The organism is Streptomyces sp. NPDC021622 (genome assembly GCF_040640795.1).
In the GTDB taxonomy this organism is placed as follows: Bacteria; Actinomycetota; Actinomycetes; order Streptomycetales; family Streptomycetaceae; genus Streptomyces.
On sequence record NZ_JBFACK010000003.1, the window covers coordinates 299104 to 321139 of the forward strand.

Genomic DNA, 22036 nt, shown 5'->3' on the forward strand with positions numbered 1-22036 from the left:
CTCAGACGCCGGACGGGCTGGATTTCCAGCCCGTCCGGCGTCTGAGGACGAACTCGGCGAAGCCGGTGATGAACGCGGCGCACCGCCCGGCGCGCAGCCGCTAGTGGTTGCGCGGGAATCCCAGGTCGACGCCCGCCGGGGCGTCCGACGGGTCCGGCCAGCGCGTGGTGATCACCTTGCCGCGCGTGTAGAAGTGCGTGCCGTCGTTGCCGTAGATGTGGTGGTCGCCGAAGAGGGAGTCCTTCCAGCCACCGAAGGAGTGGTAGCCCACCGGCACGGGGATCGGCACGTTCACGCCGACCATGCCCGCCTCGATCTCCAGCTGGAAGCGGCGCGCGGCGCCCCCGTCACGGGTGAAGATCGCGGTGCCGTTGCCGAACGGCGAGGCGTTCATCAGCGCCACGCCCTCCTCGTATGTGTCCACGCGGAGCACGCAGAGGACCGGGCCGAAGATCTCGTCCTTGTACGCGGCGGCCGTGACCGGCACCCGGTCGAGCAGCGAGAGGCCGATCCAGTGGCCGTCCTCGTGGCCCTCGACGGTGTAGCCCGTGCCGTCGAGCACGACCTCGCAGCCCTCGGCCTTCGCGCCCGTCACGTACGAGGCGACCTTGTCGCGGTGCGCGGCCGTGATGAGCGGGCCCATCTCGGACGTCGGGTCGTTGCCGGGACCGATCTTGATCTTCTCGGCGCGCTCCTTGATCTTCGCGACCAGGGCGTCACCGACGGAGCCGACCGCGACCACGGCCGAGATGGCCATGCAGCGCTCGCCCGCCGAGCCGTACGCCGCGGAGACCGCGGCGTCCGCGGCCGCGTCCAGGTCTGCGTCCGGCAGGACCAGCATGTGGTTCTTGGCACCGCCGAGCGCCTGCACGCGCTTGCCGTTGGCGGACGCGGTGGTGTGGATGTAGCGGGCGATGGGCGTCGAGCCGACGAAGGAGACGGCGGCCACATCCGGGTGCTCCAGGAGCGCGTCCACGGCCACCTTGTCACCGTGTACGACGTTGAAGACGCCGTCCGGCAGACCGGCCTCGCTCAGCAGCTCGGCGATCTTCATCGACGCCGACGGGTCCTTCTCCGACGGCTTCAGGACGAAGGTGTTGCCGCACGCGATGGCCAGCGGGAACATCCACATCGGCACCATGGCCGGGAAGTTGAACGGCGTGATGCCGGCGACGACGCCGAGCGGCTGGCGGATGGACGACACGTCCACGCGCGATGCCACCTCCGTCGACAGCTCGCCCTTCAGCTGCACGGTGATCCCGCACGCCAGGTCGACGATCTCCAGGCCACGGGCGACCTCGCCGAGCGCGTCGGAGTGCACCTTGCCGTGCTCGGCGGTGATCAGCTCGGCGATCGCGTCACGGTTGGCGTCGAGCAGCGCGCGGAAGGCGAAGAGCACCGAGGTGCGCTTGGCCAGGGACGACTTGCCCCACGTCTCGTACGCGGCCTTCGCGGAGGCGACGGCGGCGTCCACCTCGTCCACGGAGGCGAAGGCGACCTGCGTGGTGACGGCGCCGGTCGCCGGGTCGGTCACCGGACCGTACGTACCCGACGCACCCTCGACGGTCTTCCCACCGATCCAGTGATTGACGGTCTTCGTCATGATCAAGCATCCCTACTCTCAGCTGGCGGCGGCACTCGCACAGGTCTCACAGGTCTCACAGATGGCGGCGTCGGGCTGTGACGTGCCGGTCGTACTCTTCTCTGGCCTTGACCGCCGACGGTCGGGTCGCTGTCTCGGCCACGGGCACATCCCACCATGCCTGCGCGGGAGGCGGGCCCGACACTGTGTCTGCCGTTTCCGTCTCGATGTAGACACATGTGGGCCGGTCGGCCGAGCGCGCATCGGCGAGGGCATCGCGCAGGTCACCGACGGTTTTGGCGCGGATCACCCGCATCCCGAGCGAGGCCGCGTTGGCCGCGAGATCAACGGGCAGCGGGGCATCCGTGTACGTCCCGTCCGGCGCCCGGAAGCGGTAGGCGGTGCCGAAGCGCTCGCCGCCCACGGACTCGGAGAGGCCGCCGATGGACGCGTACCCGTGGTTCTGCAGGATCACGATCTTGACCGGAATGTTCTCCTGGACGGCCGTGACGATTTCGGTGGGCATCATGAGATATGTCCCGTCGCCGACCAGCGCCCAGACGTGGTGGTCCGGGGCGGCCATCGCGACGCCGATCGACGCGGGGATCTCGTATCCCATGCAGGAGTAGCCGTACTCGACGTGGTACTGGCGCGGCGAGCGGGCCCGCCACAGCTTGTGCAGATCGCCGGGGAGCGACCCGGCGGCATTGATGATCACGTCCTGCTCCGTGACCAACTCGTCGAGCAGCCCGAGGACTTGGGCCTGTGTGGGCCGTACGTCGGGTTCGTCGGCCGCGTACGCCGCGTCGACGCGCTGCTCCCAGCGCACCTTGTCGTCGGTGTACTCGGCGGCGTAGGCGTCCGTGACGCGGTACCCGTCGAGCGCCCCGGTCAGCGCCCGCAGCCCGGCGCGCGCGTCGGCGATCAGCGGGGTGCCCGCCATCTTGTGACCGTCGAAGGACGTGATGTTGAGGTTGAGGAAGCGGACGTCCGGCGCGGCGAAGAGCGTCCCGGAGGCGGTCGTGAAGTCGCTGTAGCGGGTGCCGACGCCGATCACCAGGTCGGCGGTGCAGGCCAGTTCATCGGCGGTCGCGGTGCCGGTGTGCCCGATGCCGCCGACGTCCGCCGGGTGATCGAAGCGCAGGGACCCCTTGCCGGCCTGCGTGGAGGCGACCGGGATCCCGGTGGCGTCGGCAAGCTCCCGCAGCGCGTCCTCGGCGGCACTGTGGTGCACCCCGCCGCCCGCGACGATCAGCGGGCGCAGGGAGTCCCGTACGAGCCGTGCGGCGGCGGCGAGCTCCTGCGGGTCGGGCGCCTGGCGGCGTACGACCCAGGTCCGTTCCGCGAAGAAATCCGCCGGCCAGTCGTACGCCTCCGCCTGCACGTCCTGCGGCAGGGCGAGCGTGACGGCGCCGGTGGCGGCCGGGTCGGTGAGCACCCGCATCGCGGCGAGCGCGGCCGGGATCAGGGCCTCGGGCCGGGTGATCCGGTCGAAGTACTTCGAAACCGGCCGCAGACAGTCGTTGACCGACACATCGCCCGCGTACGGGACTTCGAGCTGCTGGAGCACCGGGTCGGCGGGCCGGGTGGCGAAGGTGTCGCCGGGCAGCAGCAGGACCGGGAGGTGGTTGACGGTCGCGAGCGCCGCGCCGGTGACGAGGTTGGTCGCACCGGGCCCGATGGAGGTGGTGACGGCGTGCGTGGAAAGGCGGCCGGACTGGCGGGCGTACCCGACGGCGGCGTGCACCATGGCTTGTTCGTTGCGCCCCTGGTGGTAGGGCATCTCATCGGCGTACTCGACGAGCGCCTGGCCGATCCCCGCCACGTTCCCGTGCCCGAAGATGCCCCAGGTGGCGCCGATGAGCCGCTGCCGACGGCCGTCCCGCTCGGTGAACTGCCGGGACAGGAAGCGGACGAGCGCCTGCGCGGTGGTGAGCCTCACCGTGTTCGTCGCGGTCATCGGTATCCCTCCGTGTGATCGGGGTGGAAGCAGATCCGCCACTCCCGCTCGGGCCCCGGTCCCGCCATCACGTTCAGGTAGTACATGGCGTGCCCCGGCTGGGCGATGGAAGGCCCGTGCCAGCCGTCGGGGACGAGCACGGCGTCGCCGGTCCGCACCTCGGCGAGCACGTCGGTGCCGCCGCTCCTGGACGGAAAGACCCGCTGATATCCGAACCCTTCGCTCCCTCCCCGGCCCTCCTCGATCTCGAAGTAGTAGATCTCTTCGAGCTCGGTCTCCAGGCCGGGGCGGTTCTCGTCGTGCTTGTGCGGCGGATACGAGGACCAGTTGCCGCCCGGCGTGATCACCTCGACGGCGATGAGACGGTCGCAGTCGAAGGCGTCGGCGGACGCGAAGTTGCGGACCTCGCGGGCGCAGTTGCCGCTGCCGCGTCGTTCGACGGAGACCTCCGGCGCGGAGCCGTAGCGGGCGGGGAGTCGACGCTCGCACTTCGCTCCTGCCAGGGCGAAGCGGCCTCCCGCGCCGGAGGCGATCTGGATGTGGGCGTCACGGGGCACATAGGCGAAGTCGCTGACTCCGCTGAACACGCCGTCCCGGCCCAGCAGTTCGATGATCTCGCCTTCCGCCTGCACCGTACAGCCGCCGGTCAGCGGGAGCACGATCCATTCACTCTCTCCGGTGGCGAAGGAGTGCGTGGTGCCGGGCTCCAGTTCGATCACCCGTAGCTCGGAATGGCTGAGTCCGGTCCGCTTGTGACCGAGCTCGAGGACGTACGGCCCCTCGGCCGCGCTGCCCTTCGGTACGTACGTCATGTGGCCCTCCTACAGCAGTCCGACGGCGGTGTCGACCGCGCCCGCCACGTCCCCGTCCGCCGGGTACAGCAGCGTGCGCCCCGCGACGAGCCCCTGGACGGTGGGCAGTTGCAGGGCGCCGCGCCACTTCTCGTACGCGGCGTCACTGTCGTCGCCGAGATCACCGCCGAGCAGCACGGCGGGCAGTGTGCTGGTCTCCATGACCCGCTCCATGTCGTCCGGATTCTCGGTGACGGGAACCTTCAGCCAGGTGTACGCCGATGTCCCGGCGAGGCCGGAGGCTATGGCGATGGACGTGGTGACGGCGTCGGCGCTCAGATCGTTGCGCGGCGGTCCGCCGTCCGCCGGGCGGCGGCAGAGGAACGGCTCCACGAAGACGGGCAGCCTGCGGGCGGCCATCGCGTCGACGGCCCGTGCGGCGGCGTCCATGGTGGCGAGCGATCCGGGGTCGTCGTAGTCGACCCGCAGCAACAGCTTCCCCGCGTCGAACCCGAGCCGCTCCAGATCCTCTGCGCGATACCCGGTGAACCGGTCGTCCAGCTCGAACGAGGCCCCGGCGAGTCCACCCCTGTTCATGGACCCCATGACGACCTTCCCGTCGAGGGCGCCGAGCAGCAGGAGATCCTCCAGGATGTCGGCGGTGGCGAGCACGCCGTCCACGCGGGGGCGCGAGAGCGCGAGACAGAGCCGTTCGAGGAGGTCCCCGCGGTTGGCCATGGCAAACGGACGTCCTCCTACGGAGAGGGCGCCGCGTGCGGGGTGATCGGCAGCGATGATCATCAGCCGCCCACTGCCGCCGAGGAGGGGCCGCCGGGTGCGCCGGGAAGCGGCCTCAGCGATGGCTTCTGGGCGGGAGGCCCTGATGCGGGTGAGCCCGGCGATATCAGTCACCGTCGATCACCGGCTTCGCCGAGTTCGTCCTCAAACGCCGGACAGGCTGAAATTTCCCCCGCCGCAACCGCCGCCTCGACCTCGTCAGGGAACGGCATGGCAGATGAGCACTCCAGCCGCGAAGCGACAATCGCCCCCGCCGCATTGGCGTACCGCATGGTCCGCTCAAGCCCCCACCCTCCGAGCAACCCATGGCACAAGGCGCCGCCGAACGCGTCCCCCGCCCCAAGACCGTTCAGGACACTCACAGGCAGGGGCGGCACCTCCGCGGCCTCCCCGGAGCGGCTGACGGCGAGCACACCCTTCGGCCCTTGCTTCACCACGGCCAGCTCAACTCCCGCCGCCAGCAGGGCCCGAGCGGCGGCGTACGGCTCCCGCTCCCCCGTCGCCACCTCGACCTCGTCGAGATTTCCTACGGCGACGGTCGCGTGCCGCAGGGCTTCGGCGTAGAAGGGCCTGGCCTCCTGCGGGTCGCTCCAGAACATCGGCCGCCAGTCCAGGTCGAAGACCGTGACCTCGCGCCGCCCCCTGGCCGCGAGCGCCGCCAGCGTCGCCGAGCGGCTGGGCTCCGCGCTCAGCCCCGTACCCGTCATCCAGAACACCCGCGCGGCGGCGATCGCGCCGAGGTCGAGTTCGCTCTCGTACATCTCGAGGTCGGGCGCCTTCGGCTGCCGGTAGAAGTAGAGCGGGAAGTCGTCGGGCGGGAAGACCTCGCAGAAGGTGACCGGCGTGGGGAGTCCGGCGACCCCCGTCACCCACCGGTCGTCGACCCCGAACTCCCGCAGCGCCCGGTGCAGATAATCCCCGAAGGGGTCCTCGCCCGTACGCGTGAGGAGCGCCACCCGGCGGCCGAGGCGTGCCGCCGCCACCGCGACGTTCGACGCGGAGCCGCCGAGGAACTTGCCGAAGGTGGTGACATCGGCGAGCGGCACCCCGGCCTGCAGGGGATAGAGGTCCACCCCGATCCGCCCCATGGTGATGACGTCAAACGGATCGGCATACGGATCGGCATACGGATCAGTCACCGTCACCCTGCACTCCCTCTCGGCGTCGCCCACCCCTAGGTCTAATCCCGCCCCACGAACCCTGTCAACACATTGTCCTTACATTCGGACGACTCCTTGACACTCTTCTCCGCCGCCCTGAAAGCTGGCTGCCATGACGACGCTGTCACGCATCCGCATCGGCTCGGCGCCCGACTCGTGGGGCGTGTGGTTCCCCGAGGATCCCGGGCAGGTCCCCTGGAGCCGCTTCCTCGACGAGGTGGCGGACTCCGGATACGAGTGGATCGAGCTCGGTCCGTACGGCTATCTGCCCACCGATCCCGCCGAACTGACCGCCGAGACACAGCGGCGCGGCCTGAAGGTCTCCGCGGGGACGGTCTTCACCGGCCTGCACCACGGGCCCTCCGTCTGGGAGAAGACCTGGGAACATGTGGCCGGAATCGCCGCCCTCACCCAGGCGATGGGCGCCCGGCATCTGGTCGTCATCCCCTCCTTCTGGCGCGACGACAAGACCGGCGAGGTCCTGGAGGACCGCACGCTCACGCCGGAGCAGTGGCGCCAGCTCACGCTGCAGACGGAGCGCCTGGCGTACCGGGTGCGCGAGCGGTACGGCCTGCGGGTCGTCGTCCATCCGCACGCGGACACGCACATCGACACCGAGGAGAACGTGACGCGTTTCCTCGACGCGACGGACTCCGACCTCGTCTCGCTCTGCCTGGACACCGGGCACTACGCCTACTGCGGCGGCGACAGCGTCAAGCTGATCGAGACGTACGGCGAGCGCATCGGCTATCTGCACCTCAAGCAGGTCGACCCGGCGGTGCTCGCCGAGGTGCGGGCGCAGGAGATGCCGTTCGGTCCCGCCGTGGCGCGCGGCGTGATGTGCGAGCCGCCGTCGGGGGTGCCCGCCCTGGAGCCGGTGCTCGCGGCGGCGCAGAAACTGGACGTGGACCTGTTCGCCATCGTCGAGCAGGACATGTATCCGTGCCCGCCGGACAAGCCGGGGCCCATCGCCCGCCGCACCCGCTCGTTCCTGCGTTCCTGCGGCGCCTAGGGGGCGGCCCCGATGGCTCCGGGCGCCCGGTACGCGCGCTGCCCGCTGGGCAGTTGGGAGGTGGCGCTCGCCGCCCCGCACCCCCGGCTGCGGCCGGGGGTCATCAGCTACCGGGGGATCCGGCTCGCGCTCGGCAGGCCGCGGCGCAGGCTCGAGGTGCCGATCGGCGCGGTGACGCTGATGCTCGGCTTCGAGCGTCCGGTGCGGATCTCCGCGCTCACGGGCGGCGGCGGTGCGGAGCCGGAGAGCGTTTCGCTGGTCTCCGTGCTCTCCGGGCTCGGCACGACGCCGGTGATCGGCGAGCACGACGGGCATCTCGCGGGCATCGAGGTGCTGCTCACGCCATGGGCCGCGTTCACCCTCTTCGGGACCGCCCTGCACGAGGTGGCCGACCGCAACCTCGACCCGGACACGCTGGGCGTGCGGCCCGGCCCCGGCCGCTGGCGCTCGGTCGCCGAACTCGCCGCGGCGCTGGGCTCCCTGCCCTCCTGGAGCGCCCGTTTCGCCCTCCTGGACGACGCCTTCGCCCGCTGGTCCGCCGCGGGGCCGCCGGCCGGCGCGCGGACGGTGCGGGCGTGGGGCGAGCTGGTGCGCACCGGGGGCGCCGCGCCGGTCGGATACATCGCCGATGAAGTCGGCTGGAGCATACGGCAGTTGGAGAGCCGCTTCCGGGAGCGGATCGGCATCGGACCCAAGGCCGCGGGCCGGGTGCTTCGGCTGCAGCGGGCACGGCGGATGCTCGCGGCGGGGCGCAGCCAGGCGGAGACGGCGGCGGTCTGCGGCTATTACGACCAGTCGCATCTGAGCGGCGAGTTCAAGGCGATGACGGGCTGTACGCCGCGTGAGTTCACAGCGGGGCGGCGCACGCCCCGGCCGCTCGAAGGACCACCGGCGGCCGACCGCCTCGCGGACGAACCGACGAGCCTGGTCCTTCTCTAGGGCTGCGGTTTTTTCCAAGACCGGCGGGACGCGCCGACGGCAGGCTGTTGCCTTCGAGCCACCTGGCGAGGGGGACCCCTTCGGTGCCGGAACGGCACAGGGGTTGCGGGGAAGCCGGTGGACCGGGCCTGGCGCAGCAGGCCCGGTCCACCTCGCTTCGAACCGGCCCCTCGCTTCGAACCGGCCCCTCACTTCGGACCGGCCCGCTCGCGCTCCGTATCCGTGCGCCCGTTACGCGCCACGCAGACGCGCCCCCTTGACGCATCACACGCGTCACAAAGAACCTCCCCCTGTCACACATGTCCCGTATACGCGGGCCTTCCGTCACAGGCAGTCGACAGCCGCCCCCCTGCGCTCACTCCGCGTCGTTCACCGGGCACAAGGCTGAGTGATCGCCAGCGTCGTGCCGCAGCTCCCCCGACGGCTCCCCCCGAGCCGCCCCTGCGGCACCCGCAGGGAGGTGCCACTGATGACCGACCGAAGGCTCTGGTCGTACAAGGACATCGCCGCACACATCCGGGTGCAGCCCGACACCGTGCGCTCCTACCGCAAGCACGGCCTGCTCCCCGAACCCGACCACGTGGAGAGCGGCAAGCCCTACTGGTACGCGGACACGATCCGCGCCTGGGTCGCGGCGCGGCCCGGCAACCGGGGGCGCAAGGACTGACCCTCCGAGCGGGCCACGCACCGCGCCCCCCTCGTTGAGAAGTACCCCCTAGGGGTATAGTGTGGTGAGTGTCGGGAGGCCCCCGGGAACTCCGGGACCCCTCCTGCACATTACGTCGCATACGCACATACGCCGCACCCTCACCGAGGAGAACGACATGAGCGCCCAGACCGAGCTCCAGCAGGCCGAGACCGAGACCGCCGGCTCCTGCTGCTCCCCCAGTGGTTCCTGCCACTCGGGCGGCGCCGCCGAGACGCCGCAGGGCGCCGTGACCACCGTGTACGAGGTGACCGGCATGACCTGTGGCCACTGCGAGGGCGCCGTCGCCGGCGAGATCTCGGAGCTCGCGGGCGTCAGCTCGGTCAAGGCGGTGGCCTCCACGGGCCAGGTGACCGTGGTCTCCGACGCCCCGCTCGACGAGGCCGCGGTGCGCGCCGCGGTCGACGAGGCGGGCTACGAGCTGACCGGCGTCAAGGCCTGACCCACCGCCTGCCGGGTACCCCGGGCCCTGTGGCACCGTCACAGGGCCCGCGGCCACACCACCCAGTAGTCACGAGAGAACCATGAACGAAGTCGAACTCGCCGTCGGCGGTATGACCTGCGCCTCCTGCTCCGCCCGTATCGAGAAGAAGCTGAACCGCATGGAGGGCGTGACCGCCTCGGTCAACCTCGCCACGGAGAAGGCGAAGGTCTCGTACGCCGAAGGGACCGAGGTCGCGCAGCTGGTCGCCACGGTCGAGAAGCTCGGCTACACGGCGAAGGAGATCGTCCCCGAGCCCGCCGAACCCGAGGCCGGGGCCGACGCCGGGGACCATCCCACCACCGCCGACATCACCGAGCCCGACACCCTGCGCCAGCGGCTCATCGTCTCCGCGCTGCTCTCGCTGCCCGTCGTGCTGCTCGCCATGGTCCCTTCGCTGCAGTTCGACAGCTGGCAGTGGCTCTCGCTGACCCTTGCCGCGCCCGTCGTCGTCTGGGGCGGGCTGCCCTTCCACCGGGCGGCGTTCACGAATCTGCGGCACGGCGCCGCCACGATGGACACCCTGGTATCCGTGGGCACGCTCGCCGCCTTCGGCTGGTCGCTGTGGGCGCTGTTCCTCGGCGACGCGGGCATGCCGGGCATGCGGCACCCCTTCGAGTTCACGGTGTCGCGCGCCGACGCCGCCTCGACCATCTATCTCGAAGTCGCCTCGGGCGTCATCACGTTCATCCTGCTCGGCCGCTGGCTGGAGGCCCGCTCCAAGCGGCGGGCGGGCGCGGCGCTGCGGGCGCTGCTCGAACTGGGCGCCAAGGACGCGGCCGTGCTGCGGGACGGCAGGGAGGTGCGGGTTCCGGTCGACCGGCTGGTCGTCGGCGACCGTTTCGCCGTACGCCCCGGGGAGACCGTAGCGACCGACGGCACCGTCGTGGAGGGCGCGTCCGCGGTCGACGTGTCGATGCTGACCGGCGAGTCCGTGCCGGTGGACGTGGCGGTGGGCGACGCGGTGACCGGGGCGACCACGAACGTCTCGGGGCGGCTCGTCGTCGAGGCCACCCGTGTCGGCGCCGACACCCAACTGGCCAGGATGGCGCGGCTCGTCGAGGAAGCGCAGGCCGGCAAGGCCCAGGTGCAGCGGCTCGCCGACCGGATCTCCGGGGTCTTCGTGCCGGTGGTCCTGGTGATCGCGGCCGGCACGCTCGGCGCCTGGCTCGGCCTCACCGGCGACGCGACCGCGGCCTTCACCGCGGCCGTCGCCGTCCTGATCATCGCCTGCCCGTGCGCGCTCGGCCTCGCGACGCCGACGGCCCTGATGGTCGGCACGGGACGCGGCGCGCAGCTCGGCATCCTCATCAAGGGCCCCGAGGTCTTGGAGTCCACGCGGCGCATCGACACGGTCGTCCTGGACAAGACCGGGACGGTGACGACGGGTCGTATGACACTGCGCGAGGTGTACGTCGCCGAAGGCACCGACGAGAAGCAACTGCTGCGGCTCGCGGGCGCCCTGGAGCACGCTTCCGAGCACCCCGTGGCACGGGCGGTGGCCGCGGGCGCGGCCGAGCGCCTGGGGATCGGCACCGATGAGCTGCCGCCCGCCGAGGAGTTCGAGAACGTCGCCGGGCTCGGGGTGCGCGGCAGGGTGGACGGGCACAGGGTGCTCGTCGGCCGGGACGGCCTCGTCGACGAGGTGGCGGTCCCCGACGAACTCGCCCGTGCGCGGGCCGCGGCCGAGACCGAGGGGCACACCGCCGTCCTGGTCGCCTGGGGCGGCACGGCGCGCGGTGTCCTCGGCGTCGCCGACACCGTCAAGGACACCAGCGCCGAAGCGGTGCGCGAACTGCGCGCGCTCGGTCTGACGCCGGTGCTCCTGACGGGCGACAACAGGGCCGTCGCCGAAGCGGTCGCGCAGGCCGTCGGCATCGACCCGGACGCCGTGTACGCCGAGGTCCTGCCCGAGGACAAGGTCGATGTCGTACGACGGCTGCGGGGCGAGGGCAAGGTCGTGGCGATGGTCGGGGACGGGGTCAACGACGCGGCCGCGCTCGCCACCGCCGATCTGGGCCTGGCGATGGGCACCGGCACGGACGCGGCGATCGAGGCGAGCGATCTGACGCTGGTGCGCGGGGACTTGCGCGGCGCGGCCGACGCCATCAGGCTCTCCCGCAGGACCCTCGCCACCATCAAGGGCAATCTCTTCTGGGCCTTCGGCTACAACGTGGCCGCGCTGCCGCTCGCCGCGGCCGGCCTGCTCAACCCGATGATCGCGGGCGCCGCGATGGCGTTCTCATCGGTCTTCGTGGTGAGCAACAGCCTCCGCCTGAGGGCCTTTACGTAGTCTTGGGGCCCCTTACATAGCCTCTTCACACAATGGTCGCAGTATTCTCACCCCTGAGCCCCAATCGGCATATCGGGGCTCTTGCGCCCGTTCGGGACATATGCAAGAGACGCAGATCACAATGATCCGAACGTAACCATTGAGGGGGCTCGCGAGTCTAAGAGTGCGATGCCAGAGACGTCTTGGGGGACGTCTCTAGACATCGGGGACATCTTGGGGGATGTTCCTGGAGTGCGTTGGCCGGGGCACGTGCACCGGGGAGCTTGAGCGGCCCTCCCGGTTGGTACGCGTCCCGGCAGATCGCAGCACGGCGCACCACCGCAGACGCCCGGCCGGATCCCGTGGGGGGAATCCGAACCGGGAAAAAGGAAAGCGCCCCGACCGTCGACCCGTGGGGGGATCGGCGGCGGGGCGCTTTTCGCTAAGACTGGCGCCCCGAAGGGGCGCGGGGAACTGCGCGACCAGCCACAGCCGGTCTGCAGTCGCCCTGAAGGTCAGCGACCCTCGACCGGGACGAAGTCCCGAAGAACTTCACCGGTGTAGATCTGACGCGGGCGACCGATACGGGAGCCCGGCTCCTTGATCATCTCGTGCCACTGGGCGATCCAGCCCGGCAGGCGGCCAAGCGCGAACAGCACGGTGAACATCTCGGTCGGGAAGCCCATGGCCCGGTAGATGAGACCGGTGTAGAAGTCCACGTTCGGGTAGAGCTTGCGCTCGACGAAGTAGTCGTCGGCCAGCGCGTGCTCCTCGAGCTTCAGCGCGATGTCGAGCAGCTCGTCATCCTTGCCGAGGGCCGAGAGGACGTCGTGCGCCGCCGCCTTGATGATCTTCGCCCGGGGGTCGAAGTTCTTGTAGACGCGGTGCCCGAAGCCCATGAGCTTCACGCCGTCTTCCTTGTTCTTCACCTTGCGGATGAAGGTGTCGACGTCGCCGCCGTCCTGCTTGATGCCCTCGAGCATCTCCAGGACGGACTGGTTGGCGCCACCGTGCAGCGGACCCCAGAGGGCCGAGATGCCGGCGGAGATCGAGGCGAACATGTTCGCCTGCGACGAGCCCACCAGACGCACGGTGGAGGTCGAACAGTTCTGCTCGTGGTCCGCGTGCAGGATCAGAAGCTTGTCGAGCGCGGAGACGACGACCGGGTCGAGTTCGTAGTCCGCGGCCGGCACGGAGAACGTCATGCGCAGGAAGTTCTCGACGTAGCCGAGGTTGTTGCTCGGGTAGACGACCGGGTGGCCCACGGACTTCTTGTAGGCGTACGCCGCGATCGTCGGAAGCTTGGCGAGAAGGCGGATCGTCGAGAGGTGACGCTGCTTCTCGTCGAACGGGTTGTGGCTGTCCTGGTAGAACGTCGACAGCGCGCTGACCACGGACGACAGCATCGCCATCGGGTGGGCGTCGCGCGGGAAGCCGTCGTAGAACCGCTTGACGTCCTCGTGCAGCAGCGTGTGCTGCGTGACCTCGTTGCGGAAGGCGGAGAGCTCGTCCACCTTCGGCAGCTCGCCGTTGATCAGCAGGTACGCCACCTCGAGGAAGGTGGAGCGCTCGGCCAGCTGCTCGATCGGATAGCCGCGGTACCGGAGGATGCCCTGTTCGCCGTCGAGGTAGGTGATGGCGGATTTATAGGCGGCGGTGTTGCCATAGCCGCTGTCCAGGGTCACCAGACCGGTCTGGGCGCGGAGCTTCCCGATGTCGAAGCCCTTGTCGCCGACGGTCGAATCGATCACCGGGTAGGTGTACTCGCCATCGCCGTACCGCAGTACTACAGAGTTGTCGCTCACGTCATCCCTCACCGACGTTGTGCCTCTTCTTCGAGGTGCCCTGACTGTCTCTACCATCCCCCATTTGGCCCTGGAGAGTGCACTCGGGGTCGACCATTGGGCCTAATGGCGGCACTCAGTGCCGCCAACCTGCTCATCCTGCCCCGTTCGCCCGGGTTCCGGAAGTGCTCTGTGACCTTTCCTACTCGAATGATCGATCAAAATTTCCGGAGGGCGATCCGGAGGGGGATCCGGAGGGGCTTCGAGAGGTACTTGCCCGGCCGCCCGCGAGCCGAAAATCCAGGGCTGTACAGCGCCTGCCCGCCGAGACCGTGCGTACCGCTTGACCCAGAGCCTTGCGCGATCCGACCAGAACAACCAGCTTCTTGGCGCGCGTCACCGCCGTATAGAGCAAGTTCCGTTGCAGCATCATCCATGCCCCCGTGGTCACGGGGATCACCACCGCCGGATACTCGCTGCCCTGGGAGCGATGGATGGTGACGGCGTACGCGTGCGCGAGCTCGTCCAGCTCATCGAACTCGTACGGAATCTCCTCGTCCTCGTCCGTCAGGACCGTGAGCCGCTGCTCGTCCGTGTCGAGGGCCGTGACCACGCCGACCGTGCCGTTGAAGACGCCGTTCTGCCCCTTCTCGTAGTTGTTGCGGATCTGGGTGACCTTGTCGCCGACGCGGAACACCCGGCCGCCGAACCGCTTCTCCGGTACGTCCGGTCTGCTGGGCGTGATGGCCTGCTGGAGCAGCCCGTTCAGGTTGCCTGCACCCGCCGGGCCGCGGTGCATGGGCGCGAGCACCTGGACGTCGCGGCGCGGGTCGAGGCCGAACTTCGCCGGGATGCGGCGGGCGGCCACGTCCACCGTGAGGCGGCCCGCGTCCTCGGTCTCGTCCTCCACGAAGAGAAAGAAGTCGCTGAGGCCCTGAGTGACGGGCGGAAGGCCGGAGTTGATCCGGTGCGCGTTGGTGACGACCCCGGACTGCTGGGCCTGCCGGAAGATACGGGTCAGCCGGACGGCAGGGACGGGGCTCTCGTCGGCGAGCATGTCCCGAAGCACCTCGCCGGCGCCGACGCTGGGCAGCTGGTCCACATCGCCCACGAAGAGCAGATGGGCACCCGGCGGAACAGCCTTCACCAGCTTGTTGGCGAGCAGCAGGTCCAGCATGGACGCCTCGTCGACCACGACGAGGTCGGCGTCGAGCGGCCGCTCCTTGTCGTACGCGGCGTCTCCCCCCGGCTTCAGTTCGAGGAGCCGGTGCACGGTGGAGGCCTCCGCGCCCGTCAGTTCGGCGAGGCGCTTGGCGGCGCGGCCCGTGGGGGCGGCGAGGACGACCTTCGCCTTCTTGGCGCGGGCCAGCTCCACGATCGACCGGACGGTGAAGGACTTTCCGCAGCCGGGGCCGCCGGTCAGGACGGCGACCTTGCGGGTCAGGGCGAGCCTGACGGCGTCCTGCTGCTCCGGGGCGAGCTCGGCGCCGGTGCGGCCGGCCAGCCAGGACAGGGCCTTGTCCCAGTCCACGTCGCGGAAGCCGGGCATACGGTCTTCCGTCGTCCTGAGGAGGCGCAGGAGCTGGGCGGAGAGGGAGAGTTCGGCGCGGTGGAAGGGGACGAGATAGACGGCGGTGACGTCCTGCTCCCCATCCGGGCCGGGCACTTGCTCCCGTACGACCCCTTCCTCCTCGCCCGCGAGTTCCGCGAGGCAGTCGATGACGAGCCCCGTGTCGACCTGGAGCAGCTTCACCGCGTCGGCGATGAGCCGCTCCTCCGGGAGGTAGCAGTTTCCCTGGTCGGTGGATTGCGACAGTGCGTACTGCAGTCCTGCCTTGACGCGTTCCGGGCTGTCGTGCGGGATGCCGACGGACTGGGCGATGCGGTCGGCGGTGAGGAAACCGATCCCCCAGACGTCGGCTGCCAGCCGGTAGGGCTCGTTCTTGACGACGGAGATGGATGAGTCGCCGTACTTCTTATAGATCCGAACAGCGATGGAGGTGGAAACACCGACCCCCTGGAGAAAGACCATGACCTCCTTGATGGCCTTCTGCTCCTCCCAGGCGGCGGCGATCATCTTGGTCCGCTTGGGGCCGAGGCCGGGCACTTCCACGAGCCGCTTGGGCTCGGTCTCGATGATGTCGAGGGTGTCGGCGCCGAAGTGGGTGGTGATGCGGTCGGCCATGACGGGGCCGATGCCTTTGATGAGGCCGGAGCCGAGGTAACGGCGGATGCCCTGGACGGTGGCGGGCAGCACCGTCGTGTAGTTCTCCACGGTGAACTGCTTGCCGTACTGGGGGTGGGAGCCCCAGCGCCCCTCCATCCGCAGCGATTCCCCCACCTGCGCACCGAGCAGCGAACCGACGACGGTGAGCAGATCGCCGCCGCCGCGGCCGGTGTCCACGCGGGCGACCGTGTACCCGTTCTCCTCGTTGGCGTACGTGATCCGCTCCAGGACACCCTCGACGACCGCGGCACGGGCCGCGGGCACCGATCCCGTCGTCACTCCCACTGAACTCGACATGATCCGACGCTACCGCCGGGGACTGACAGCGCGGGCGCCCTGTGGACAACTCCGGCCTTACAGACCCGTGGGGGCCCGGTCTTCTCCCGACCGGGCCCCCACGGGTCTCCCCTCCCCTGCCGGTCCTCCGCGAATCCCCCCGGATCCCCCCTGCGGAAGCCCTGACGCAAAGTACGACCCGCGTCGGGCGGTAAGGGTTGTACGGCCGGACCCAAGACTTTCCACGCCCCCTGCGCGGCCGCCAGGCGTGTCCCATTCCGCCGTTTTCGCGATTCCTGCGCCACCGCTTCGCGGCGGATCTTTCCCACCCACCCACCCGATCACCCCGGGGCAATCGGGTGGGCGGGTGGGAAAAGCCTGTTCGGCGAGGCAGGGACGCGGGGTGATCGGGTGGGTGGGTGGGTGAGGGCCGGGCGGAGGGGCGGAGTGATTCGTTGCGGGACAGGCCTGTTCGCCGATCGAAGCCACGGGGCGCACCCAGCGGACAAGGCCGGCCGGGGCCGCACGTGTACCCGCGGAAAGGCCGGACGAAGCCGCGGGGCGCGGCCCGTGGTGCAAGGCCCCGGGGCCAGGTCAGGCGTAGGCCACGTACCGCGTGGCCGTTTCCGAGAGGAGTTCTCTGCCCTCCCTGGACCACAGGGTCTCGCTGAAGAGCTCGACCTCGATCGGGCCCGCGTACCCCGCCCGCTCCACGTACCCCCGCCACTCCCGCATGTCGATCGCGCCGTCCCCCAGCTGCCCGCGGCCGTTCAGGACGCCCTCGGGCAATGGCGTCACCCAGTCCGCCAGTTGGAAGGCGTGCAGGCGGCCCGCCGCGCCCGCGCGGGCGATTCCGGCGGGGGCCTCGTCGTCCCACCAGACGTGGTACGTGTCCACGCACACCCCCACCTGCGACGCGGGAAACCGCTCCGCCAGTTCCAGCGCCTGGGCCAGCGTGGACACCACACAGCGGTCGGACGCGAACATCGGGTGGAGTGGCTCGATCGCCAGGCGGACGCCCCGCACCGCCGCATACGGGGCGAGTTCCCCCAGCGCGTCGGCGATGCGTTCGCGTGCCCCTCGCAGGTCCCTCGAGTCCGGCGGCAGGCCGCCGGAGACCAGGACCAGCGTCCGCGTACCCAGCGTCGCCGCCTCGTCGATCGCCGCCTTGTTGTCCTCGATGGCCGCCACGCGCGCGTGCGGGTCGATCGCGGTGAGGAAGCCGCCCCGGCAGAGCGTCGTCACGGACAGGCCCGCGTCACGCATCAGCTTGGCGGTCCGCTCCAGGCCGTGGGCCGCAACCGGTTCGCGCCAGAGGCCGACCCCGGGGATTCCCAACTCCCCGCACGCGGCCACCAGTTCCGGCAACGACAGCTGCTTTACCGTCATCTGGTTGATGGAGAAGCGCGCGAGTTCCTCGCTCACCGCAGGCGTTACTGGCATGGGGCGACTCCGTACACCGTCAGCAGGGATTTCATCCGGGACTCGGCGACCGCCGGGTCCGGGAACAGGCCCAGGCCGTCCGCCAGTTCGTAGGCGCGGGCCAGATGCGGCAGCGAGCGCGCCGACTGCAGGCCGCCCACCATCGTGAAGTGCTCCTGGTGGCCGGCCAGCCATGCCAGGAACACCACTCCCGTCTTGTAGAAGCGGGTGGGCGCCGCGAAGAGGTGGCGGGAGAGTTCGACCGTGGGGTCGAGCTGGGCGCGGAAGGCCAAGGCGTCGCCCGTGTCCAGCGCGCGCACCGCCTGCGCCGCCAGCGGTGCCAGCGGGTCGAAGATGCCGAGCAGGGCGTGGCTGAACCCGTGGTCGTCGCCCGCGATCAGTTCGGGGTAGTTGAAGTCGTCGCCCGTGTAGCAGCGGACGCCGTTCGGGAGGCGGCGGCGCAGCGCGATCTCGCGCCCCGGGTCCAGGAGGGAGATCTTGATGCCGTCGACCTTGTCGGGGTACGCGGCGATGACCTCCAGGAAGGTGTCGGTCGCCGCGTCCAGGTCCTCGCTGCCCCAGTAGCCGCTCAGCGCCGGGTCGAACATCGGGCCGAGCCAGTGCAGGATCACCGGCTCGCTCGCCTGGCGCAGGAGGTGGCCGTACGTCTCGACATAGTCGTCGGGCGACTTCGCGGCCGCGGCCAGCGCCCGCGAGGCCATCAGGATCACCTGTGCGCCGGTCGACTCGACCAGGGCCAGCTGCTCCTCGTACGCGGAACGGACCGTCAACAGGTCTGCGGGATCAGTCAGTTGGTCCGTCCCCGCGCCGCAGGCGATGGCGCCGCCCACCGACTTCGCCTCCGCCGCCGAGCGTCTGATCAGTTCCGCCGCGCCCGTCCAGTCAAGGCCCATGCCGCGCTGTGCGGTGTCCATCGCCTCGGCCACCCCGAGGCCCTGCGCCCACAGGTGGCGGCGGAAGGCCAGGGTGGCGTCCCAGTCGACGGCCGCCGGGGAGTCAGGGGAGACGTCGGCGTACGGGTCCGCCACCACATGGGCCGCCGAGAAGACCGTGCGGGAGGTGAGGGGCGGGCCGCCGGGCGCCAGGGACAGGGGGGCGCCAAAGGGCTCGTACGCGTACGTGGTGCCGTCCGCGCGCGGCAGCAGGAGCGTCACTGGGCGATCTCCGGTACGTCGATGCGGCGGCCCTCCGCGGAGGACTTCAGGCCCAGTTCGGCGAGCTGCACGCCGCGTGCGCCCGCGTGCAGGTCCCAGTGGTAGGGCGCGTCGGCGTACACGTGCTTCAGGAACAGCTCCCACTGCGCCTTGAATCCGTTGTCGTATCCGTCGGGCCCTTGGTTGTCGGGGACCTCCTGCCACTCGTCGCGGAAGGAGTGGGTCACGGGCAGGTCCGGGTTCCAGACCGGCTTGGGTGTCGAACCACGGTGCTGTACGCGGCAGTTGCGCAGGCCCGCGACGGCCGAGCCCTCCGTGCCGTCGACCTGGAACTCGACGAGTTCGTCGCGGTTGACGCGGACCGCCCAGGAGGAGTTGATCTGCGCGATCGCGCCGCCTTCGAGTTCGAAGATGCCGTACGCCGAGTCGTCCGCCGTGGCGTCGTAGGGCTTGCCCCGCTCGTCCCAGCGCTGCGGGATGTGGGTGGCGGTCAGCGCCTGGACGCTGCGCACCCGGCCGAACAGCTCGTGCAGGACGTACTCCCAGTGCGGGAACATGTCGACGACGATGCCGCCGCCGTCCTCGGCGCGGTAGTTCCAGGACGGGCGCTGGGCGCTCTGCCAGTCGCCCTCGAAGACCCAGTAGCCGAACTCACCCCTGATCGACAGGATCCGGCCGAAGAAGCCGCCGTCGATCAGCCGCTTCAGCTTCAGCAGGCCCGGCAGAAAGAGCTTGTCCTGTACGACGCCGTGCTTGATGCCGGCGGCCTTGGCGAGGGCGGCGAGTTCGAGGGCGCCGGACAGGCCCGTGGCGCTCGGCTTCTCCGTGTAGACGTGCTTCCCGGCGGCGATCGCCCGCTTGATGGCGGTCTCGCGCGCCGAGGTGACCTGCGCGTCGAAGTAGATGTCGACGGTGGGGTCGGCGAGGACCGCTTCCAGGTCCGTCGAGACGTTCGCCCCGGCGTCAAGTCCGTGCCGCTCGGCGATCTCCCGCAGTGCGTGCTCTCTGCGTCCCACGAGGACGGGCTCGGGCCACAGCACCGTGCCATCGGCGTCACCCAGGGCGAGTCCGCCCTGCTCACGCAGGGCCAGGAGCGAGCGGACCAGGTGCTGGCGGTAGCCCATGCGTCCCGTCACACCGTTCATGGCGATGCGCACCGTCTTACGAGTCACAGCAGTCCCTCCGTACGCACGTAGGCGCATAGCAAGCGCTTTCTACACAAGGAGAAGCTAGCCTGCCGCACAAGGTTCGGACAAGTGCTCCGGACCAGAGCCGCGACGGAGGACGACGAGATGACCGTGACCCTGGCGGACGTGGCGGCCCGCGCCCAGGTCTCCCCCGCTACCGTCTCCCGCGTGCTGAACGGCAACTATCCGGTGGCCGCGGCCACCCGGGAGCGTGTCCTGCGCGCCGTGGACGACCTCGACTACGTCCTCAACGGACCGGCAAGCTCGCTCGCCGCGGCCACGTCCGACCTGGTCGGCATCCTGGTGAACGACATCGCCGACCCCTTCTTCGGGATCATGGCGGGCGCGGTCCAGTCCGAGATCGGCGGTCCCGGCGGGCGCGCGGGCGGCGAGCGGATGGCGGTGGTCTGCAACACGGGCGGCTCCCCCGAGCGCGAGCTCACCTACCTCACCCTGCTGCAGCGACAGCGCGCCGCCGCGGTCGTGCTGACCGGCGGCGCGCTCGAAGACCCCGACCACGCGGCGGCGGTCTCCGCGAAGCTGGCGCGCCTGGCGGACGCGGGCACCCGGATCGTGCTGTGCGGACGGCCGCCGCTCGGGGACACCGACGCGGTGACCGCCACCCTCACCTTCGACAACCGCAACGGCGGCCGGCGGCTCACCGAGCACCTGCTGACCCTGGGACACGTCAGGATCGGATACGTGGCGGGCCCCATGGAGCGCACCACGACCCGACACCGCCTGGAGGGCCACAGGGAGGCGCTTGCGGCGTCCACCGCGGACCACGGCGACCAGGACGAGCTGACCGTCCACGGCCCCTACACCCGCCGGTCGGGCTACGAGGCCACCCTCGAACTCCTGCGCCGTGCCCCGGACTTGACCGCCATCGTGGCCGCCAACGACACGGTCGCCCTGGGCGCGTCGGCCGCCCTGCGCGACCGCGGACTGCGCATCCCGCAGGACATCTCGGTGGCGGGCTTCGACGACCTGCCCTTCTCGATCGACGCCGTCCCCGCCCTGACGACCGTACGACTGCCGCTGCACGAGGCGGGCGCACGCGCGGGCCGCCTGGCCACGGGCGCGGAGGAGCCGCCACCGGGGGGCGTGGCGACGATCGGGGCGGAGCTGATGGTGCGGGGGTCCACGGCGCCGCCGTGTCGGTGAGGCCTCGATGTCGCTGACCCGCTCTACGTGATCATCGATCCCTGGGGCGGCGTCTGCACCGTCCACCGCCGCCCGACCAGGAATCGGGAGCTACGGAGTCCGCATCCGTATGCGGTGATGCGGCGCCCGGCCCATGGCTCATTCGGCCTCTATGCAGGCAGACGGCACGATCGTGAGACTGATTCCCCCTGCGTCAGCGAGCAACGGAGGAAGACCCATGCCGTACCACGGCGGTTCGCGAGGCGAGGACGTGGCCCGCGACTACTACGAGACCGGCGACGTCGACGCGTTCTACGCCTATGTCTGGGGTGGTGAAGACATCCACACCGGCATCTACACGCAGCCGGGCGAGGCGGTCGCGGACGCCTCTCGCCGCACGGTGGAGCGGGTGGCCGACAAGGTGGCCGACCTCCTCACGCCCGAGGCCGCCGTGCTGGACATGGGGTCCGGTTACGGCGGTCCCGCCCGCCACCTGGCCGCCACCTTCGGCTGCCGGATCACCGCCCTGAACATCAGCGAGACGCAGAACCGACGCCACCGCGCCGTCAACACCGAGCGTGGTCTTGACGGCCTCATCGAGGTGGTCACGGAATCGTTCCAGGACATCCCCTACGAGGACGGCCGCTTCGATGTCGTCTGGTCCCAGGAAGCCTTCTGTCACAGCCCGGACCGCACACGCACCCTGGCTGAGGCCGTGCGTGTCCTCAAGCCCAAAGGAGCCCTGGTCTTCACCGACCTGATGGCCGACGAGGGCACCTCGGCCCGGACGCTGCGCCCCGTCGTGTCCCGGCTGAGGGTTGATGAGTTGGCCACGCCGGATTTCTACCGGCGTTCACTCGGCGGGCTCGGCATGTCGCAGGTCGACTTCGACGATCTCAGCGAGCAGATGGGCAACCACTATGACCGCCTCATCGAGGAGACCCACAAACGCGAACAGGAATTGCGCACCGTCATCAGCCCCGACTACGTCGACACACTGCTGAACAGTCTGTCCCTGTGGGCGGACGCGTCACACCGAGGGCAGCTGCGCTGGGGCATCTTCCACTGCCGCCGCCTCTGAGCCGGACGGCCTGCTGGAGGCATGGCGGTCATGGGCGACG

General features: G+C 70.4%; 17 protein-coding genes. 7 read left to right on the plus strand and 10 right to left on the minus strand.

The features are described from left to right. Window positions 1-100: 100 nt before the first annotated feature. From mmsA to iolC, 5 genes are read right to left on the minus strand one after another with little or no spacing between them, the layout of a single operon-like run. The gene (gene mmsA, locus AB0G47_RS08765; protein ID WP_360765757.1) at window positions 101-1603 is read right to left on the minus strand and encodes a CoA-acylating methylmalonate-semialdehyde dehydrogenase; all 1503 of its coding nucleotides are present in this window, start codon (window positions 1601-1603) and stop codon (window positions 101-103) included. A gap of 55 nt (window positions 1604-1658) precedes the next feature. Next, complete coding sequence (gene iolD, locus AB0G47_RS08770) at window positions 1659-3542, minus strand: 3D-(3,5/4)-trihydroxycyclohexane-1,2-dione acylhydrolase (decyclizing) (protein WP_360765759.1); 1884 nt, start codon at window positions 3540-3542, stop codon at window positions 1659-1661. Further along, window positions 3539-4354: a 5-deoxy-glucuronate isomerase gene (gene iolB, locus AB0G47_RS08775; RefSeq protein ID WP_360765762.1), complete on the minus strand. Its 816-nt coding sequence runs from the start codon at window positions 4352-4354 to the stop codon at window positions 3539-3541. The genes iolD and iolB overlap by 4 nt, the downstream gene beginning before the upstream one ends. Window positions 4355-4363: 9 nt before the next feature. After that, the gene (locus tag AB0G47_RS08780) at window positions 4364-5245 is read right to left on the minus strand and encodes a deoxyribose-phosphate aldolase (protein ID WP_360765765.1); all 882 of its coding nucleotides are present in this window, start codon (window positions 5243-5245) and stop codon (window positions 4364-4366) included. Next, a complete protein-coding gene (gene iolC, locus AB0G47_RS08785) occupies window positions 5242-6219 on the minus strand; it encodes a 5-dehydro-2-deoxygluconokinase (protein WP_360766543.1) in 978 nt (325 codons plus the stop codon). The genes AB0G47_RS08780 and iolC overlap by 4 nt, the downstream gene beginning before the upstream one ends. A 184-nt stretch (window positions 6220-6403) precedes the next feature. On the opposite strand from iolC, the gene AB0G47_RS08790 reads away from it, so the two are divergent. The 5 genes from AB0G47_RS08790 (at window position 6404) to AB0G47_RS08810 (ending at window position 11722) form a co-directional block, all read left to right on the plus strand. Next, complete coding sequence (locus AB0G47_RS08790) at window positions 6404-7303, plus strand: sugar phosphate isomerase/epimerase (RefSeq protein WP_360765768.1); 900 nt, start codon at window positions 6404-6406, stop codon at window positions 7301-7303. Between the two features lie 12 nt (window positions 7304-7315). Then, window positions 7316-8242, plus strand: coding sequence for a helix-turn-helix domain-containing protein (locus AB0G47_RS08795; protein WP_360765770.1), 927 nt, complete (start codon window positions 7316-7318; stop codon window positions 8240-8242). Between the two features lie 469 nt (window positions 8243-8711). Continuing rightward, window positions 8712-8909 carry a MarR family transcriptional regulator gene (locus AB0G47_RS08800; RefSeq protein WP_135331778.1) on the plus strand — a complete coding sequence of 66 codons (198 nt, stop codon included), beginning with the start codon at window positions 8712-8714 and terminating at the stop codon, window positions 8907-8909. A 157-nt stretch (window positions 8910-9066) separates the two neighbouring features. Then, window positions 9067-9390, plus strand: coding sequence for a heavy-metal-associated domain-containing protein (locus AB0G47_RS08805; protein WP_266866770.1), 324 nt, complete (start codon window positions 9067-9069; stop codon window positions 9388-9390). Window positions 9391-9472: 82 nt separating this feature from the next. Next, a complete protein-coding gene (locus AB0G47_RS08810; RefSeq protein ID WP_360765774.1) occupies window positions 9473-11722 on the plus strand; it encodes a heavy metal translocating P-type ATPase in 2250 nt (749 codons plus the stop codon). A 494-nt stretch (window positions 11723-12216) separates the two neighbouring features. On the opposite strand, the gene AB0G47_RS08815 is transcribed toward AB0G47_RS08810, so the two are convergent. From AB0G47_RS08815 to AB0G47_RS08835, 5 genes are all read right to left on the minus strand, one after another. After that, window positions 12217-13563, minus strand: a complete 1347-nt coding sequence (locus AB0G47_RS08815; RefSeq protein WP_209446162.1) for a citrate synthase — start codon at window positions 13561-13563, stop codon at window positions 12217-12219. Window positions 13564-13687: 124 nt separating this feature from the next. Further along, window positions 13688-16009, minus strand: a complete 2322-nt coding sequence (locus tag AB0G47_RS08820) for an ATP-dependent RecD-like DNA helicase (RefSeq protein WP_360765777.1) — start codon at window positions 16007-16009, stop codon at window positions 13688-13690. 573 nt (window positions 16010-16582) lie between these two features. Then, entirely contained in the window at window positions 16583-17431 is an 849-nt protein-coding gene (locus tag AB0G47_RS08825) for a sugar phosphate isomerase/epimerase family protein (protein WP_360765780.1), read from the minus strand. Beyond that, complete coding sequence (locus AB0G47_RS08830) at window positions 17422-18585, minus strand: dihydrodipicolinate synthase family protein (protein WP_360765782.1); 1164 nt, start codon at window positions 18583-18585, stop codon at window positions 17422-17424. Before AB0G47_RS08830 ends, AB0G47_RS08825 begins: the two co-directional genes overlap by 10 nt. Then, complete coding sequence (locus tag AB0G47_RS08835) at window positions 18582-19757, minus strand: Gfo/Idh/MocA family oxidoreductase (protein WP_360765784.1); 1176 nt, start codon at window positions 19755-19757, stop codon at window positions 18582-18584. Before AB0G47_RS08835 ends, AB0G47_RS08830 begins: the two co-directional genes overlap by 4 nt. A 120-nt stretch (window positions 19758-19877) precedes the next feature. Here AB0G47_RS08835 and AB0G47_RS08840 point away from each other — a divergent pair, with 120 nt between their 5' ends. Next, window positions 19878-20936, plus strand: coding sequence for a LacI family DNA-binding transcriptional regulator (locus AB0G47_RS08840; protein ID WP_360766546.1), 1059 nt, complete (start codon window positions 19878-19880; stop codon window positions 20934-20936). A gap of 217 nt (window positions 20937-21153) precedes the next feature. After that, the gene (locus AB0G47_RS08845) at window positions 21154-21996 is read left to right on the plus strand and encodes a methyltransferase domain-containing protein (protein WP_360765786.1); all 843 of its coding nucleotides are present in this window, start codon (window positions 21154-21156) and stop codon (window positions 21994-21996) included. The last annotated feature ends 40 nt before the right edge of the window (window positions 21997-22036 follow it).